The 17,610-nt window shown below is 58.8% G+C and carries 15 protein-coding genes and 2 rRNA genes (1 of these 17 cut by a window edge); 8 read left to right on the forward strand and 9 right to left on the reverse strand.

Annotated features, from left to right (window positions below; all coding sequences use genetic code 11):
• Positions 1 to 5 precede the first annotated feature (5 nt).
• On the reverse strand, positions 6 to 1,322 hold the full coding sequence (locus ACA059_RS26875) for an MFS transporter (RefSeq protein ID WP_497631593.1): 1,317 nt from the start codon (positions 1,320 to 1,322) through the stop codon (positions 6 to 8).
• Positions 1,323 to 1,523: 201 nt separating this feature from the next.
• Between ACA059_RS26875 and ACA059_RS26880 the strand changes: the two genes are divergently transcribed.
• The 4 genes from ACA059_RS26880 (at position 1,524) to ACA059_RS26895 (ending at position 5,504) form a co-directional block, all read left to right on the forward strand.
• Positions 1,524 to 2,942 carry a short-chain fatty acid transporter gene (locus ACA059_RS26880; RefSeq protein ID WP_033061219.1) on the forward strand — a complete coding sequence of 473 codons (1,419 nt, stop codon included), beginning with the start codon at positions 1,524 to 1,526 and terminating at the stop codon, positions 2,940 to 2,942.
• A 214-nt stretch (positions 2,943 to 3,156) separates the two neighbouring features.
• Positions 3,157 to 3,477 (forward strand): hypothetical protein, encoded by a 321-nt coding sequence (locus ACA059_RS26885; RefSeq protein ID WP_008153466.1) that lies wholly within the window; start codon positions 3,157 to 3,159, stop codon positions 3,475 to 3,477.
• A gap of 185 nt (positions 3,478 to 3,662) precedes the next feature.
• Positions 3,663 to 4,835: a hypothetical protein gene (locus ACA059_RS26890; protein ID WP_497631594.1), complete on the forward strand. Its 1,173-nt coding sequence runs from the start codon at positions 3,663 to 3,665 to the stop codon at positions 4,833 to 4,835.
• Between the two features lie 144 nt (positions 4,836 to 4,979).
• Entirely contained in the window at positions 4,980 to 5,504 is a 525-nt protein-coding gene (locus ACA059_RS26895) for an SET domain-containing protein-lysine N-methyltransferase (protein ID WP_497631595.1), read from the forward strand.
• A 6-nt stretch (positions 5,505 to 5,510) separates the two neighbouring features.
• On the opposite strand, the gene can is transcribed toward ACA059_RS26895, so the two are convergent.
• Positions 5,511 to 6,155, reverse strand: coding sequence for a carbonate dehydratase (gene can / locus ACA059_RS26900; protein ID WP_415771408.1), 645 nt, complete (start codon positions 6,153 to 6,155; stop codon positions 5,511 to 5,513).
• Between the two features lie 141 nt (positions 6,156 to 6,296).
• Between can and ACA059_RS26905 the strand changes: the two genes are divergently transcribed.
• On the forward strand, positions 6,297 to 6,701 hold the full coding sequence (locus ACA059_RS26905) for a serine kinase/phosphatase (RefSeq protein ID WP_497631596.1): 405 nt from the start codon (positions 6,297 to 6,299) through the stop codon (positions 6,699 to 6,701).
• Positions 6,702 to 6,827: 126 nt separating this feature from the next.
• Here the strand turns inward: ACA059_RS26905 and rimI are convergent, their stop codons facing one another.
• Entirely contained in the window at positions 6,828 to 7,280 is a 453-nt protein-coding gene (gene rimI, locus ACA059_RS26910) for a ribosomal protein S18-alanine N-acetyltransferase (protein WP_008145534.1), read from the reverse strand.
• The gene (locus ACA059_RS26915; RefSeq protein ID WP_497634738.1) at positions 7,273 to 8,022 is read right to left on the reverse strand and encodes an energy transducer TonB; all 750 of its coding nucleotides are present in this window, start codon (positions 8,020 to 8,022) and stop codon (positions 7,273 to 7,275) included. The genes rimI and ACA059_RS26915 overlap by 8 nt, the downstream gene beginning before the upstream one ends.
• Before the next feature lie 206 nt (positions 8,023 to 8,228).
• Here ACA059_RS26915 and mksB point away from each other — a divergent pair, with 206 nt between their 5' ends.
• From mksB to mksF, 3 genes are read left to right on the forward strand one after another with little or no spacing between them, the layout of a single operon-like run.
• A complete protein-coding gene (gene mksB, locus ACA059_RS26920) occupies positions 8,229 to 9,521 on the forward strand; it encodes an Mks condensin complex protein MksB (protein WP_497631597.1) in 1,293 nt (430 codons plus the stop codon).
• Entirely contained in the window at positions 9,511 to 10,212 is a 702-nt protein-coding gene (mksE, locus tag ACA059_RS26925) for an Mks condensin complex protein MksE (protein WP_497631598.1), read from the forward strand. The genes mksB and mksE overlap by 11 nt, the downstream gene beginning before the upstream one ends.
• Positions 10,209 to 13,049 carry an Mks condensin complex protein MksF gene (gene mksF, locus ACA059_RS26930; RefSeq protein ID WP_192406166.1) on the forward strand — a complete coding sequence of 947 codons (2,841 nt, stop codon included), beginning with the start codon at positions 10,209 to 10,211 and terminating at the stop codon, positions 13,047 to 13,049. The genes mksE and mksF overlap by 4 nt, the downstream gene beginning before the upstream one ends.
• Before the next feature lie 76 nt (positions 13,050 to 13,125).
• On the opposite strand, the gene ACA059_RS26935 is transcribed toward mksF, so the two are convergent.
• The 5 genes from ACA059_RS26935 to ACA059_RS26955 form a co-directional block, all read right to left on the reverse strand.
• A complete protein-coding gene (locus tag ACA059_RS26935; protein WP_497631599.1) occupies positions 13,126 to 15,429 on the reverse strand; it encodes a PqiB family protein in 2,304 nt (767 codons plus the stop codon).
• Positions 15,422 to 16,045 carry a paraquat-inducible protein A gene (locus ACA059_RS26940; protein ID WP_497631600.1) on the reverse strand — a complete coding sequence of 208 codons (624 nt, stop codon included), beginning with the start codon at positions 16,043 to 16,045 and terminating at the stop codon, positions 15,422 to 15,424. Before ACA059_RS26940 ends, ACA059_RS26935 begins: the two co-directional genes overlap by 8 nt.
• Entirely contained in the window at positions 16,032 to 16,691 is a 660-nt protein-coding gene (locus tag ACA059_RS26945; RefSeq protein WP_201185643.1) for a paraquat-inducible protein A, read from the reverse strand. The genes ACA059_RS26940 and ACA059_RS26945 overlap by 14 nt, the downstream gene beginning before the upstream one ends.
• Positions 16,692 to 16,839: 148 nt before the next feature.
• Positions 16,840 to 16,955 (reverse strand): 5S ribosomal RNA (gene rrf / locus ACA059_RS26950).
• A 157-nt stretch (positions 16,956 to 17,112) separates the two neighbouring features.
• A 23S ribosomal RNA gene (locus ACA059_RS26955) occupies positions 17,113 to 17,610 on the reverse strand; it runs 2,394 nt beyond the window's last position.

The following is a 17,610-nucleotide window of genomic DNA, read 5'->3' on the forward strand; positions in this document are numbered from 1 at the left end:
GACTGTCACTGAGCGCAGGGAGCCGCGCTGCGGCTCCCGACATTAGGCATGCGTGCACCGAAATACGCCGCACTGCTCACACCCACAGCCCCCATCACTGCGCAGAAGATCACGCAGATCCATGGGCTCCACGGCATCAGTCCGATCAGCAACAACGGTGTGATACTCGCCCAGACGGCGTAGGCAATGTTGTAGGTGAAGGAAATCCCCGAGACACGAATCCGCGCCGGGAACAGGCTGACCATCACCGACGGCACCGCGCCGACCACCCCGCAACCGAGACCGGCCACCGCGTACGCCAAGCCGATCCAGCTGCCACCGATGATCAGGCAGGTATAGAGCACACCGATGCCCAATGGCAGCAGCAGGCTATAAAGCATCACCGTGCGCCAGGCGCCCATGCGGTCGACCAGCAGCCCGGCGAGTACACAGCCGATATTCAGAAAGACAATGCCCAAGGCACTCAGGGCGAAGGTGTGGCTGGCGGTCATACCGAAGGTTTTCTGCATCATGGTCGGGGTGATCACCACGAACACCACCACCGCCGAGGTCAGTACGCAGGTGAGGATCATTGCCGGCAGCATGGCCAGGCGATGCTCACGCAAGACCGTGCGCAGCGGCAGCTCGACGGTCGCATCACGTTGTGCCTGCATGGCCATGAACACCGGGGTTTCGCTGAGCCAGCGACGTAGCCAGACGCCGATGACGCCGAACACGCCGCCCAGCAGGAACGGGTAACGCCAGGCGTAATCAAGGATTTCTGCCGGGGTGAACGCCTGCGCCAGAAACGTCGCCGTCAGTGCACCGATCAGGTAGCCAAAGGTCAGCCCGGCCTGCAGGAAACCGAGGGCATAACCGCGATGCCCGGCCGGTGCATGCTCGGCGACGAACACCCAGGCACTCGGCACTTCGCCGCCTACCGCCGCGCCCTGGAGGATTCGCAGGATCAACAGCAGCAGCGGTGCGAAATAACCGATCTGCGCGTAGGTCGGCATGATGCCGATCAGCAGGCACGGCAGCGCCATCATCAGGATGCTCAGGCTGAAAACTTTCTTGCGGCCCAGTCGATCGGCGAAATGCGCCATCAGAATCCCGCCCAACGGCCGCGCCAAGTAACCGGTCACGAAGATCCCGAAACTTTGCAGCAGTCGCAGCCACTCGGGCATTTCCGGCGGGAAGAACAGCTGGCTGAGGGTCAGGGCGAAAAATACGAAAATGATGAAATCGTAAATTTCCAGCGCGCCGCCCAGGGCCGCAAGACCGAGGGTCTTGTAATCCGAGCGAGTGAACGGCGCCGGGCGCGAGTGGGTGTTGGCAGTCATGAAAAGCACTCTGGCATAGGCAAAAAACCAAGGCGCCCATGGTCTACGCAAACGCGCCAACGGACAACCCGTTAGACCAAAGTCCTAGATTCGTAAAACTTCGTCACAAAATAGAACCGATTGTTTTACTGTTGGCACCTGTCTAGACGGGCCTTTGCGGTCCTGAAGACCACAACAAACATAAAAATTCGAGGTACACCCGTGGCCGCTGATATCGAAGATACCCGCTCTGCCCGCTTTGCCCTGCGCTGCTCAAGTTTTGCCGAACGTTGGTTCCCCGACTCCTGGGTGTTTGCCGCACTGGCCGTGATTATCGTCGCCGTGGCCACCCTGTTCATGGGCGCCAAACCCACCGACGCCGCCATGGCCTTCGGTGACGGCTTCTGGAGCCTGATCCCGTTCACCATGCAGATGGCTTTCGTGGTGATCGGCGGCTATGTGGTTGCCAGTTCGCCACCGGCGGTGAAACTGATCGACCGGCTGGCGCGGATCCCGAAAAACGGCCGCTCGGCCGTGGCCTGGGTTGCGTTGATCTCCATGGTCGCCTCGCTGCTGAACTGGGGGCTGTCGCTGGTGTTTGGCGGTTTGCTGGTGCGCGCCCTCGCCCGCCGCACCGATCTGAAAATGGACTACCGCGCTGCCGGTGCCGCCGCCTATCTGGGCCTCGGAGCGGTGTGGGCCTTGGGCCTGTCCTCGTCCGCCGCGCAATTGCAGGCCAACCCGGCCAGCCTGCCGCCGTCGATTCTGTCGATCACCGGGGTGATTCCTTTCACGCAAACGATCTTTCTCTGGCAGTCCGGTGTGATGTTGCTGGCGCTGATCGTGATCTCGCTGATCATTGCCTACGCCACTGCACCCGGCCCGAACTCGGCCCGTGATGCCAAAGCCTGCGGCATCGATCCGAGCTTCAACCTGCCGCCATTGCAACCGCGCACCCGCCCCGGCGAATGGCTGGAGCACAGCCCGCTGCTGACGATTTTGCTGGTGCTGCTGGCGGCCGGATGGCTGTTCCACGAGTTCTCGACCAAACCGGCGATCAGTGCTATTTCCGGGCTGAACACCTACAACTTCCTGTTCATCATGCTCGGTGCCCTGCTGCACTGGCGCCCACGCAGCTTCCTTGACGCTGTGTCCCGCGCAGTACCGACCACCACGGGCGTACTGATTCAGTTCCCGCTGTACGGCTCGATCGCGGCGCTGATGACCACCGTCAAAGGGACTGACGCTCAGACGCTGGCTCACCACATCTCGACCTTTTTCGTACAAATCGCGTCCCACGACACCTACGCGCTGCTGATGGGCGTGTACTCGGCGATCCTCGGCTTCTTCATCCCGTCCGGCGGCGGCAAGTGGATCATCGAAGCGCCGTACGTCATGCAAGTGGCCACCGACCTGAACTACCACCTGGGCTGGGCCGTGCAGATCTACAACGCCGCCGAAGCCCTGCCGAACCTGATCAACCCGTTCTACATGCTGCCGCTGCTGGGTGTGCTCGGGCTGAAGGCGCGGGACTTGATCGGTTTTTCGTTCGTGCAACTGCTGGTGCACACACCGCTGGTGCTGTTTCTGCTATGGGCGTTGGGGACGACGCTGACGTATACGGCGCCGGTGATGCCATAACACGTAAGTGATTGCACCTGCTGCGGGCAGGTGCAATCAGTTCGCCCTGCTTGAGCATGAAACAAACGCCTAGATTTATCCTACAAACAGGCTCGATTGCGCCTGACATGAAACCCGGAGAGTTCTTATCTCCAACCTATAAATCGCTGAGTAAACTCCGACAGCTCACAAACTTTTTAAAGCAAAACAGCACTGACCAAGGATGAACAATCACATGTCTTTAATATCGAAAACGCTGGAAGAGATGATTAACGAGATTTATCAGGACGGTAGGGTTTCAGTCGTTGAATATAAAAAGCTGCGTGATGATGCAGATCGCCGTATGGACGCTGTCGTCCGCGAGTTTGGCCAGCACAACAATCTGACCGCCCTTCAAAAAGCGATGGATGTAGTGATGCAATTAACGCAAACGTCCATCATTGATGCCAAAAAAGCCAAACTGACCGATACAGGAGAAGCCATCGTCAAGGATGCCGTATTTGCACAGGTCGAGTACTTGCGCGCCGGTACTCATCTGGCACTAAAGCTGTTGTAACGCTTCAACCTCCGTCCGGCCCATAGACATCAAGCCCGGGCCGGACTCCATAACCGAGAGTTCCTGACATACACACAGCAGGCTCTACGCAAAAAAACCACACGCAAACACTGTTCTGTGTAACGCCGCTGATCCAGTATGGCGCGTACCCCAATCAACGGGACCACGCTGAAAAGGATCTGAGCATGTTCAAATTCGCAGGATTCACCCTCGCGGCCCTCACCCTGAGTGCCGCCGCCCATGCCGATGTCGACCTGAAGCTGGGCAGTACCGAACGCGTCACCCGCCTGTTCGCCTATCCCAACAACTGCAACGTGATCTGCTTTCGCAACTGGACGCTGGAGCAAACGGTTGAGCATTACCTGACCCAAAGCGTGCAGCGCGATGGTTACAGCGCGGCGAAAGTGCTGGTCAAAACCGATAACGATCAGCTCTACGCCGAAATCAGCGGCGTACCCCGTGGCTATGAAAAACCGTTGGCGGCGTTGCTCGATGCCGGTGATCTGGCCTATACCGGCGCCAGCAAGTTGAATGCCGATGGCAAGTGGGCTTACAGCTGGTATCTGTTCCTGCCACTGGGCATGGCCCTGGAAAACCGCAAAAGCATTGAACTGTTGCACTTCCCGCCGGATTATTCGCTGACCCAGGCCCAAGACTATCTGGAGTCCAAGACCACCGACCGTTGGGCCACGCTGCTGACCGCCAACGGTATTCCTGACGACCAGACGCCGGGTTACCAGACCATCATCGACATTGCACCGATTGCCGCGCCATCCAACGCTGGCAAGGATCTGGAAGGCGTCTACGACTACTTCAAGGACTACCAGACCACGATGGTCAAGCAACTCAGCCAGAACGCCAGTGGTGCGGCGTTGCCGATGGTCGCCTTCGGCGCGCCGGTGCGTAACTGGATCAAGCAGCAATACGGGCCAACCGTGAACGTGCTGGGCCTGGTCAGCATCAGTCCGAGCGACGGGGTGAAAGTGCCAGTGCTGGGTTCCAACCACCCAAGCTACATTTGGTACGCCGCCGACCCGGAAAGCTATACCGGCAACGATGCCCAGGCCAAGGCCGACGCGGCGGGCCTTAAAGTCATGGGCCAGGATTTGAGTGCCGCGTGCTGGCAGGCCGCCATGGGCCGCCAACCGGACAGTAATCCCGACATTGAACTGAGAAGTTGCACCCAAACCTGGCAAGTGGCCCAGGCAGAAAAAACCTGCGAGCTGTTCTACACCTCGATTCGCAACCTGACGCCCGAAAAAGCCGTGGCCAAGTGCGCGACGGCACCGATCAAATCTCAGCTCAAACAGCTGAAAGCCCCGGTACCCGCGACTGCGATCCCTGTCCCGGCTCTGTAAAACGATGAACGGCGGGTCTACTGTCAGTTATGACAGTAGACCCGCCGTTTCATTTGCGAGAGGCTTGAGTCGTTCCCATGTGCTGCAGAGCTGACAGGATCGTCAGCTGATGGAGGTCGCAGCACCCAGCCAACAAGGATCGTTATGAAAACCCACGCCGTGCACGAGACGCTTGCACAACCTCCCGATGGGATTTATCCATTTGCGGAGCTGCCCGTTCGCCTTGGATTCCCCTCCAGGGCCGACTTCGAGATTATCGACAACACCAACGGATCGGCGGCAGCCGTCGCAGTACTTCGGGACTTTCCACGCATCAGCCGAATTTGTCGGGCGTCGGGGCATCTGCTGCCTTATCGGTGTCGGCATACCCGGCAACTGGCCCGTGGCATCCATGTCTACGACCCGCGCTTCTGCGGGCTGCTGCGACACTCCTGCGACCCAAACGTATTTCTCGACATGAGCGAGCTGTGGCTATGGGCGCTGAAGGACATCAAAAAAGGCGACCGACTGACGATGGACTACGCCACCACCGAAGACAAACTCATGCGTCAGTTCGCCTGCCAGTGTGGCTCGTTCGACTGCCGTGGCTGGATCACCGGCTACGATGAATCGCCGAACGCCGACGGCCAGTTGTTTCTGCAGCACTGGCGCCGGCGAAGTCTCTGCTGAAGGGCGTTACAACGCCTCGACCGGACGCAGACGGTATTGCGGCGGCAATTGCTCGAAACCGCTGATGGTGGCGTTCAGGCTTTTCCAGCGACCGTCCTTGATGCCATAGATGCAGCCGTGAACAGACAGGCTCTGCCCGCGGTGCCAGGCGTTTTGCACAATGCTGGTGTGCCCGACGTTGGCCACTTGCTGGATCACGTTGTATTCGCAGAGGCGGTCGACCCGCTCTTCTTCAGTGGGCAATTTGGCGAGTTCTTCGCGTTTTTCATAATAGAGATCGCGAATCGAGCGCAGCCAGCCGTCAATCAGGCCCAACTGACGGTCCTGCATTGAGGCGCGGACGCCGCCGCAGCCGTAGTGGCCGGTAACGAGGATATGTTTGACCTTCAGCACGTCGACCGCGTACTGAATCACCGACAGGCAGTTGAGGTCAGTGTGCAGCACTACGTTGGCCACATTGCGGTGTACAAACAGATCGCCGGGCAGCATGCCGACGATCTCGTTCGCCGGCACCCGGGCGTCGGAGCAACCGATCCATAGGTATTCCGGGGTTTGCTGACGGGCCAGCTTGGAGAAGAAATCCGGATCTTCCTGTTTGATCGCTTCGGCCCAGCGTTCGTTGTTATCAATCAGATCTTGTAATTCGTTCATGCTGTAAAGCCTCAAGAATGATGCGCTGGTTTGACAGACAACCGCCCGTCGGGGTCACGCGCTTGATGCAAGTATCGCCGGTGGAATTCTAAGGAGCCCAGTGGGTCCACCCTAGTAAGGCCCACAGTATGAGGAATTGCCATGACTGAATCACGACGTCCGTACGATGCGGTTCAACCCGAGCCCATCGACGACAACGAAGACCGCATGGGCTCGATGCACGAGCTGGATTTCGACGAGGAAGAACCCAGCGCCAAAATCGGCGACGAGCTGACGCAAGCGGAGCGTGAACGCCTGATGCCTCGGGAACGCGTACGTGAAGCCGGTATGACCGGGGCCTCGACCGATGACCATGAGTCCACCGAGGACGACATGAGCCCGGAAACCCTGATCCGTGAAGACGGCGCACGCGATGCTCATGAAGCCGGCGAAGGCGAACAGGCCGATTGGGACTTGAGTATTGTCGATGAAGACGACATTGGCGGTGGTAATGGGTTGGATGAAGCGGAAATGGCGCAACGCGATCCGATAGACGGTAATCGTTGATCTAACTGTCTGAGAGGATCTGAATGTAGGAGCTGCCGAAGGCTGCGATCTTTTGATCTTCCTGCGTCGCGGCAACAAAAGATCAAAAGATCGCAGCCTTCGGCAGCTCCTACACAGGATCGCGGTTTAATCCACCAAAGTGCAGGCCATCACAACTGCATCTTCCCGCCCACCCACCGCCGGGTAGTAATCGCGCCGCCGACCAATCTCGTTAAACCCATAACGCTCATACAACTTGAACGCGCCACGGTTGCTGTCGCGCACTTCCAGAAAGCACTCCCGCGCCTTGGCGTCATACGCCCGGGACATCAAATGCTCCAGCAACGTCAAGCCCAGGCCACGGCCCTGGTTCTCCGGTTTGACGGTGATGTTCAGCAGATGCGCTTCATCAAGAATGATCTGCACCACCCCGTGGCCGACCTGCTGCTGGCCTTCAAACATCAGCCATATCTGATATTTACCCAGTCCATCGAGAAAAATCCCGCGAGTCCAGGGATGGCTGTAAGCCGCATATTCGATTTTCAGTACAGCGTCCAGGTCCGCCTCGGTCATCGGGCGGAACGATACAGCGTCACTCATTCGATTCTTTCCAGCGCGCCATCAGCCGACGCATGGCTTGCCAGACATCAGCCTTACGCTGTGGCTCTTCCATTAATAATTCCAGACCCGGCAGGGCCCAGACCGAGCCCAGGCCTTCGACCTGGAGTTCACGGTTGAAGGATTCGGCGTTCGCCTCACCGGCAAAACGCACCGCCGGCAGACCGATCAGCCACACGCAGACGCACGGTGCGTCTTCCAGTCGGGCCGAGAGAAAACCTTGCACGAAGTCGCGAGCCGCTTCCGGGCCTTGATCCATGGTGCCCCGAGACAACAGCGGCCAACGCACCGGCTCGCCGACGATCTGCGGGCTGTCCGGTAGACCGGCGGCGCGCAGCATGTCTTTGAGCAATAGATAGGCGGGGTCGCGGGTCTGGAACGATTCGCCTGTGGGTAACTCCACCAGCAGCAGGCAACGCCCGGCCCGCAGCAATTGCAGGGCGAAACGCGGTGGCGGCACGACTGGCGCCTTGGCCACAACCGGAGCGGCCTCTTCTTCAACCTTGGCATTCGTGCGCGTGCTGGCCAGCGATGGCCGTGGCACCTCGATTTTCACCCGTTCGGCCGGTTTGACCTGCGGTTCCACGGGCGAATCAGCCACAGGCGCGGGCGCAACCGGAGCAACCGGCGCGACGACCAACGGCTCGGGCATCTCCAGCAGTTCGGGGCGCGAGGGCGCAGCAAAGGGCAATTCGGTGCGCGGCAGCCAGTTGACCACCTGCATGGCGGTCAAATAAGCGCGGCGACGGGACTCGATAAGCAAAGGTCGGCCACTTGTGGATAACTAAAGTGCGGTGATTCTACCGCCCTTCGCTCAAGATCGCCCACGCTTGATCGATAGAAAGCCAACTGTCCGTCCCGAGAGTGAATCGCAACGGGCGTGATGCAGTACAATCGCGACTTTTAATCGCCAACCAGCCGGCCATTCCGATGATCGAACCCAAGCGCGTCTTGCGCGCCCTCGCTGAACACTGGGCACTTCTGGAGCCACTGTGCGAGCACTTCGACCAAGGCACCCTGAGCCTCAACGAACTGCGTTCACAGTTGGCCGCCCAGCAACTGGACAGTACGCCGCAGGACATCACCAGCCTGCTGGACGTGTGGATCCGCCTCGACATTCTGGTTCCCGTGGCGAAAAGCCCGAACCGTTTCGAGCTCAACGCGCAGATCCACGACTTCCTCGCCTACCTGCGCCGTGAGCACCGTCTGGGCCTGTGCCTGGAGATCGAAGCCTATTTGCGCCACCTCGAACGCCTGGCCGGTTATATCCAGGACGCCTTCGACATCCGCGACGGCCACGACCTGGCGCGCCAGTTGCGTCTGCTCGACATGCGCGTACGGGATGTATTGAAAAAACTCGCCAACGACGAACAGGCCCTGGTGGCCGTCGCCGAGCGCGCCAAGACCAGCGACCGGCAGATCCCCCTGCGTCAGCGTTACGCTGAAGTACTGGCGACCTGGGACGAATACGTCGAGCCGATGATTCAGCTGGTGAACGCCGACGGCGCCTTCGAACAAGGCGTGCGCAAGGTCGAAAACGTCTTGCTGAAGATGCTCACCGAGCAGCAGCGCCTCGGCCATCTGGTCGATGACGACATGCTGCTGCGCACCCACGCGCGCATCCTCGAAATGCAGACCAGCGCCCAGCTGACGCTGCGCCATGCCCGCGAACTGCTGTTGCCGCTGCGTGAAGAAGCCCGTCGTCACAACGCTGTGACCCGTGGCGCTGCGCTGGCCTTGTCGGCCATTCGTCGCAAAGGCATCGATGCGGTGCCGCAAGCCGCCATGCCGATGTTCACTCGGCCGCAAAGCACGTTCCTCGGCAGCGCCAGTCAGGTCGAAGCCTACGTTTACGCTTTGGCCCGTTTCGAGCCGAAACCGGCGCGCTTCCCCAAGGCCCACAAGACTCAGAAAGGCGAAGCGCCGCGCGCGCCACGCACGGTTCGGGAAATGCTCGAACGTTGCGAAGAGGCTCTGCCGATGCCGGACCTGATGACCTGGCTGCTGGAGCAGGAGCCGGATGGCGCTACCGACGAATTGCTTTATTGGTTCTCGCGCCTGTCGCGGGAAAAGCGCTTCACACGCGAGCGTCTGGAACGCCGCGACTACCACACTCACGAGCATCAGGTCAGCCTGCGCTCCTTCGCCCTGCTCTCGGCTGGCGACTGCGCCGCCGAGGATTCTGCGAGCACACTCTATGCAAGTACTTCGCATGCAACTTGATCTAAACGAACTGTCCCAGCTGGCGCCGATCTTTCGCGAGCTGTTCAAGGGCTACCACGTCAGCCGCCGCGACCCGGAGCTGTACGCGCAACTGTCGAACTTCCAGGATCAGTACCGCACGCTGTTCAAGGCGCTGGGCTATGAGTTGGTCTGTGACACCCGTGGCTTCTACTACTTCGTCCCGGACCTCGCGGCGGCGGCGGTGAACAAGACCGCGCAACGTCTGGCGCTGTTCACCTTCATCCTCGTCGAGCACCTGGCCGATCAGGGCCGCGATCCAGTCGCCGTGCTCGACGGTGGCAGCCTCGGCCGCGATGAATTGCCGTCGTTGCTGGAAAAGTACCGCGACCTGTTTATCCAGGCCGAAGTGCAGACCGTCGAAGAACTCGAAGAAAAAATCATGCGCCGCATGACCCAACTCGGTTTTGCCGGCGAAGAAAACGGCATCTACCGATTCCTGCCGCCGATGCATCGCTTCCTCGATGTCTGCCTGTCGGTCCAGCAGGATCGCGACCTGGCGGCCAGCCTGCACAGCGTGCTGCCATTGCCGGTGCCCGTGCTGATCGATGACGACAGCGACGAAAAGCTATTGGAAACCGATGACCCACTGGATCTGAGCGACTTCGCTGAAGAAAGCGAAGAAGACGCCATGGCCCGCGCCATTACCGAAGAACAGGAGACCGACGCATGAGCAAGGAACGCTACGGCATTCGCCGCTTCGCCCTTTTGAACACCGCCGGTTACAGCCTCGGCCTGTTCCCGCTGGAAGAACCGCTGTCGGTTTACGGCGCGAACAACCTCGGAAAATCCGCCTCGATCAACGCCTTGCAGTTCCCGATCCTGGCGCGCATGTCGGACATGAGTTTCGGCAAGTACAGCCTGGAACAATCCCGTCGTTTCTACTTCGCCTCGGACACCAGTTACATCCTGGTCGAAGTCTCGCTGCCGCACGGTCCTCATGTGATCGGCGTGGTCGGACGCGGCCCGGGCGGTGGTTTCGGTCACCAGTTCTTTGCCTACGCCGGCAAACTGGATCTGGCGCATTACCAGAAAAACGACACCTGCCTGCGTCAGAAAGAATTGTTCACCAACCTTGAGCGCGAAGGCCTGAAAGCCTATGAACTCAAGCCGGATGAGTTGCGTCGTTTGCTGGTCGGCGGTCACACCTCGATCCCGCTGGACCTGACGCTGATCCCGCTGCGCTCCACCAGCGAGCAGAGCCTGAAGACGTTCCGCGCACTGTTCATCAACTTATTGCACATGCGCGAAATCACGGCGGCCAAGCTCAAGCAGCTGTTTCTCGATGCGTTTGAACACAGCCTGCGTTCAGGTAGCGTCGACTACATCGCCGCGTGCGAAGAAGCGTTCCGCGATGTCCGTCGCATGGAACAGGACTACAACTCGCTGGTCACTGCTGGCCCATTGGTCGAAGCCCTTGCGGCAGGCGTGACCCAGCGCAATATCCTGCGCGGCAAACTGCACCGGATCTCGCCGCTGCTCGATTCCCTGCTCGGCACTTGGTCCGACTACGCCAGTGCGCGCAAGGAGGAGCTGACGATTCAAGCCGAGCACTACCGCAACGAGCAAGACGCGCTGCAAAACGATCAGCGTGGCGGCACTCAAGAGCTGATGCGTCTGGAGCGGGAAATCACTGGCATCCAACGCTGGCTTGGCGAGTTGTCGGTGCTCAAGCATCGCTTCGCCTTGGTCACTGACGTCAAAGTCCTTGAGCAGCAACTGCTCGCGGCCAAGGACGCGCACGACGAACTGGCCGGTGCGCTGGCGCAGTCGCGGCAGTTCAGCGCCGAAGATCTGGAAGAGCGTCTGCGGGACCTGGAAAAACGCCTGAAGTCGGTGAAGCAGCAACTCGATCACGCCGACAACAACAGCTACGCCCGTCTGCGCGAGGAGTTTTCGCAACAGGACGTCGAGCGTCTGATGCGTTTGTTCAACAGCGCGTTGTTCAGCCTGCCGCTGGGCGAACACGGCATTACGCTGGACGAGGACGGTCAGTGGGTCAAATCCATGGAACTGATTCTCGACGGCTTCAAGGGCGAGCGCTTCGAAGTGCCAGGCCTGTCCATCGACATCTCGCACATCGAGCCGCCAGCCCTGCAAGCCTTGGCTGATCGCGCGGCGTTGCGCGATCAGAAAGAGCGCCTGGACAAAGAACTCAAGCAACTGAAAACCCAGCAAGCCGTGGCCGCCGACCGCGCCGCGAGCAAGACCCAGACCGAAGCGCTGTACCAGCAAGTGCTGGATGCGCAGAAAGCGCTGGAAGATTTCCGCCGCGCGCAAACCCTGAGTGCCGAGGAAGGCGACAAGCTCGAACAACTGGCGCAGATGGAAGCGGCGCAGGACGAGTTGAAGCGCTCCAGCGACGCCTTCACCGAACGCGTCCAGCAGCTGTCGGCCAAACTGCAACTGGTCGGCCGGCAGATCGGCGACATGGAAGCCAAGCAACGCACCCTCGACGACGCCCTGCGCCGCCGTCAGCTGTTGCCCGCAGACCTGCCGTTCGGCACGCCGTTCATGGACCCGATCGACGATTCCATGGACAACCTGCTGCCGCTGCTCAATGACTATCAGGACAGCTGGCAGGGTTTGCAGCGCAGCGATGGTCAGATCGAGGCGCTGTATGCGCAGGTGCGCCTCAAGGGCGTGGCCAAGTTCGACAGCGAAGACGATATGGAGCGTCGTCTGCAACTGTTGATCAACGCGTACGCGCACCGTACCGATGAAGCCCTGACCCTTGGCAAGGCGCGTCGTGCGGCGGTGACCGACATTGCCCGGACCCTGCGTAACATCCGTAGCGACTACGACAGCCTTGAGCATCAACTGGCACTGTTCAACCGCGAGATCAACAAACGTCAGGTCTCCAACCTGCAGAGTTTCCGTATTGTCCTGGCGCCGAACAAGGAAGCGCTCAAGCACATCGACCAGATCATCCACAGCGCCGGTCAGTACGAAGAAGGCGAAACCCTTTCGGTCTTCGACCTGAGCCAAAGCGCTGATCAGGACAACAAGAACGAAGAAGCCAAGGAGTATTTGGCACGGCTGGTGGCGGCGAACCACAACCAGCTCGGCCTCAAGGACTTGTTCGAGCTGGCGTTCGAGATCACCAAGGTCAACGGTCAGCCGGTTATCCACACTGACATCGATGGTGCCGCTTCCAACGGTACGACCATGACCATCAAGGCGCTGACCAACATGTACTTGTTGCTGCACTTGATGGACCGTGACCAGGCCGGTCGCGTGCGCCTGCCGTACTACCTCGATGAGGCGGCGGACATCGACGAAAAGAACCAGGCAGCGCTGTTGGAAACCAGCTTGCAACTGGGCTTCGTGCCGATTCTGGCGAGTGTGAAGCCGCAGGTCTGTGCCAGTGTTGCTATTGACCTGGAAGGCGGCAGCGGCCCGAACGGGATCTACATCGACGAGGCGGACTGGAAGTACATTCGTCGTCACGATGAGGTGAAGGCTGCCGTTAATGTTGAAGCGGACGAGCCGGAGCTGGATGCAGTCTGACTTGCATTAATCGAAGGAAATAAAAAAGGCCGCGATCCAATGGATCGCGGCCTTTTTCATGCCTGCTGTTTTGGGCTTACTTGCCGATTGAAATCTTCGGCGCCCAGGTCAGCCATTCGTCTTCGAACTTATCAAACAGCGGGAACGTTTGCTCAGCTCGCACCGGACTGCCCATGCGCTCACCGTCCGGCGTGGCAAAAGCGATGCCGCCCTGAATCAGCGTCTCCAGCGATTCGGTACGCATCGTCGCCCCTTTGAACAAGCCGTAATCAAATCCAAAACCACTGGAGTTCCAGAAACGCGTACCGCTGCGCACCAACGGCGCGTACTTCGGCTCGATCAGGATGTGCACCAACACACGGTCCGCCGTTTGGCCGAGTTCATAGCCTGTCACCTTGCCCACGGTGATTTCACGATAGGTGACCGGCACACCTGTTTTCAGCGAACCACGGCGGGCAGCGCTCAACACCAGACTCAAACCGGCTTCTTGTTTAGCGGTTTCCGGCGGGTTGGCCAGGGCCACGAAGTTCTTCTGCGGGCCGAGGTTTTTCGCGGCCGGTTGCACTTCGATGTATTGGCCAGTGACCAGCGTTTCGAGGTTGGACGTCTTGATCAGACCCAGTTCAGGTTTGACGACCCAGAACTGACTGCCGACCCGAGCGATACGCTCCGGCACTTCGGTGATTCGTGCCGTCAGCAGCACCGATTGCAGGTCATCGCTGAGGTCGACGTCTTCAATCTTGCCGACATCCAGGCCTTTGAATCTCACAGGTGTACCGCTGCGTAAGCCATCGGCTCGATCAACCTTGATCGTGACCACGGTGCCTTTTTGGTTAGCCTCGTCATGGTTGGCGAACAGACGGAAACGTGGAATACGTTTCTGCAACGGCGCATTCGCTTGCGGGGTTTCGAAGGCGATACCACCAGCCATCAGGCTTTGCAGCGACTCACTTTTGACCTGGATTCCGCCGGTCAGTCCACCCGTGAGCGTAATGCCGCTGGCATTCCAGAACCGTGTCGAGGCGTTGACCAGACCTTCGTATTCCTTCTCGATGTGTACACCAATCACCAACTGCTTTTTGGTGCGCGAAAACTGATAACTCTGGACCGAACCGACCTTGACCTGCTTGTAGAGAATCGGGCTGCCGACCTCCAGTGAACCGAGGTTTTCGGTGAACAGCACCAGGTGCAATCCTGGTGCACGCAAGTCGAGCGGCGGTGCCTTCGGTCGTGCCACAAACTCGCGCTGCGGTGCGGCGCCTTTGTCTCCTGGACGCACGGCGATGTAGTTACCTTTGACCAACGCTTCGAGACCGGTGATACCAGCAAGCGAGATCGACGGTTTGACCACCCAGAACTGGGTGCCTTCGACCAGGTAATCTTCAGCCAGAGGATCGAGGGTCAATTCGGCAGTGGCACTGGATAGATCAGGATCGATCTTGAGCGCTTTCAGATTGCCGACCTGGATGCCTTTGTACATCACCGGTGTGCGACCCGCCTGCATTCCTTCGAAATCGCTGAGCTTGACCTTAACCCGAATACCGGCCGCCGCTGCATCGAAATCTTCGTAGAGACGGAACGGCAGGCTCGGGTCGGTGGGCGGACTGTCCTTGCGGTTCTCCGGGGTGGCAAACGCGATACCGCCGGCGACGATGCTCGCCAGGGACTCGCTGCGCACCTTCACACCCGACAGGTTGGCGTCGATGCTGATACCGCTGGCGTTCCAGAAACGCGTGTGTTTGCGCACCAGCTTGGCGTAGGTGGGTTCGATGAAAACTTTGAGTTCGACGGTGCTTTGGTCTTCGGACAGCAGGTAACTTTTGATCTGGCCGACCCTGATCTGCTTATAGAACACCGGGCTACCGCGATTGAGTGAACCGAGACGATCAGCCTTGATGGTCAGGTGTAGACCCGGCTGGGCGTCCGACAGCGGTGGCTCTTCGGCCAAAGCTTTGAACTTGCGAGTCGGCTCACCTTCGCCCGGGCTTATCGCCACGTAGTTACCCGAGACCAGCGTCTCCAGGCCAGTGATGCCGGCCAGGGTCACGCTCGGCTTGACCAGCCAGAAACGGGTGCTGGTCCGCAGGTATGGCTCCACGTCCTTATTCATCTCGACGGTGGCGATCACGCCTTTAGAGTTGCCTTCGTCATCGAGTTTGAGGGTCTTCACCTTACCCACCGACATGCCTTTGTAGACGACTTCGGTCTTGTTGGCCTGAATGCCTTCACCACTTTCGAAACGCACCTGAATCTCGATGCCGGTCTCGTTGTAGGCACGCCAGCCAAGCCAGCCGCCGATGATCAGGGCAATCAGGGGCAACACCCAAATAGCTGACCAGTTCGAGGCCGGTCGGGTTTTTGCTGTAGGCAAATCAGTCATGGTCGTCGTCCGACTCCGTGTTATCCCAAATCAGTCGGGGATCGAAAGTTACTGCGGCAAGCATCGTCAGAATCACCACACTGGCGAAAGCGATGGCGCCAAGATTGGCTTCGACGCTGGCAAGCCGTCCGAAATTCACAACCGCCACCAGGATGGCAATCACAAAAATATCTAGCATCGACCAGCGGCCAATGAACTCAATAAAGCGGTACATCCAAATGCGTTGGCGAGCCGACAGTGGCTGGCGCCGCTGCACGGAAAACAGCAGCAGTGCGATGCCCACCAATTTGAACGTTGGTACCAGGATGCTGGCGATAAAAACCACGGCAGCGATTGGAATCATGCCGTGTTGAACCAGTTGGATTACACCGGACATGATGGTGCTGGGATCGCCCTGCCCCAGTGAACTGACGGTCATGATCGGCAGCACGTTGGCCGGGATGTAGAGAACCGCCGCGGTAACCAGTAACGCCCAGGTACGCATCACGCTGTTCGGGCGACGGGCGTGAACCAGTGCACCGCAACGGGTGCAAGTCTGCTCGTCGGTGTCGGCTTCCTGCTTGTTCAATTCATGGCATTCGGCGCAAATCAGAATGCCTGCATCAATCGCCCGCATGGGCATCCTCTCCTGATAAAGCCTGCCAGATCTGATGGGGAGACATCACAACCTCCAACCAGACCTGAACCAACAACAAACCGATAAAGCACGCCAGGCCAAGCCCGACGGTAATTGCTGCCATATCTGCCAGTTTGACGATCGCCACCAGTACGCCCATGAGGTAGACCTCGAGCATCCCCCAATCGCGTAAATGGTGATAAATGCGGTAGAGCAACAGGCCGTAACTGCGTCCGATATCAAAACGAATACTCAGCAGTACAACCAGTTGGCAAAGCAGCTTGAGCAGCGGAATTCCCATACTGCAGAGAAACACTACGACTGCTACGCCCTGCATACCGGTATCGAACAGTCCAACAACGCCAGTCCAGACAGTGTCATCCGACGACTGCCCGAGTAGATGGAGCTGCATGATGGGTAAAAAGTTCGCCGGGATATACAACAGCAGAGCGGCGAGAACCAACGCGAGACTGCGCTGTACGACGTTATGCCGATGGGCGTAGAGCTCGTAGCCGCAGCGCGGACAGAGGGCTTTCTCGCCATGGGCGAGTTCGGGCTTGCGCATCAGCAAGTCGCACTCATGACACGCTACCAAGTCGTCCAGCGGTAATTCTGACAGCCCTGGGGCGTCAACCGGATCTGGCATAAAGGCTCTGGCTCCGAAAAAGTTGGACCTATTCTAGTGTCATGGATCGAAAATAACTGTGCAAATTTGTGCTTTAGCTGAAAGCCACTTTCCTTCAGGCAAAACAAAACCCCTACCTGCATACGCAGATAGGGGTTTCGAAATTTAATCTTGACGATGACCTACTCTCACATGGGGAAACCCCACACTACCATCGGCGATGCATCGTTTCACTGCTGAGTTCGGGATGGGATCAGGTGGTTCCAATGCTCTATGGTCGTCAAGAAATTCGGTAGCCAGGTCGTTCTCCTTACGGATCACGCTCCAGCGAATGGGTATGCGATAGTTTGGTGTTTTGTGAGTATCTCGAACTTTCGGTTCGTTTCGTCTTCACACACCGCAATCTGGCCTCTTTCGAGTTCACAAATTGCTTGGGTGTTATATGGTCAAGCCTCACGGGCAATTAGTATTGGTTAGCTCAACGCCTCACAGCGCTTACACACCCAACCTATCAACGTCGTAGTCTTCGACGGCCCTTCAGGGGACTCAAGGTCCCAGTGAGATCTCATCTTGAGGCTAGTTTCCCGCTTAGATGCTTTCAGCGGTTATCTATTCCGAACATAGCTACCCGGCAATGCCACTGGCGTGACAACCGGAACACCAGAGGTTCGTCCACTCCGGTCCTCTCGTACTAGGAGCAGCCCCTCTCAAATCTCAAACGTCCACGGCAGATAGGGACCGAACTGTCTCACGACGTTCTAAACCCAGCTCGCGTACCACTTTAAATGGCGAACAGCCATACCCTTGGGACCGGCTTCAGCCCCAGGATGTGATGAGCCGACATCGAGGTGCCAAACACCGCCGTCGATATGAACTCTTGGGCGGTATCAGCCTGTTATCCCCGGAGTACCTTTTATCCGTTGAGCGATGGCCCTTCCAT

The sequence above is a fragment of the Pseudomonas sp. LBUM1647 genome, from assembly GCF_059716175.1.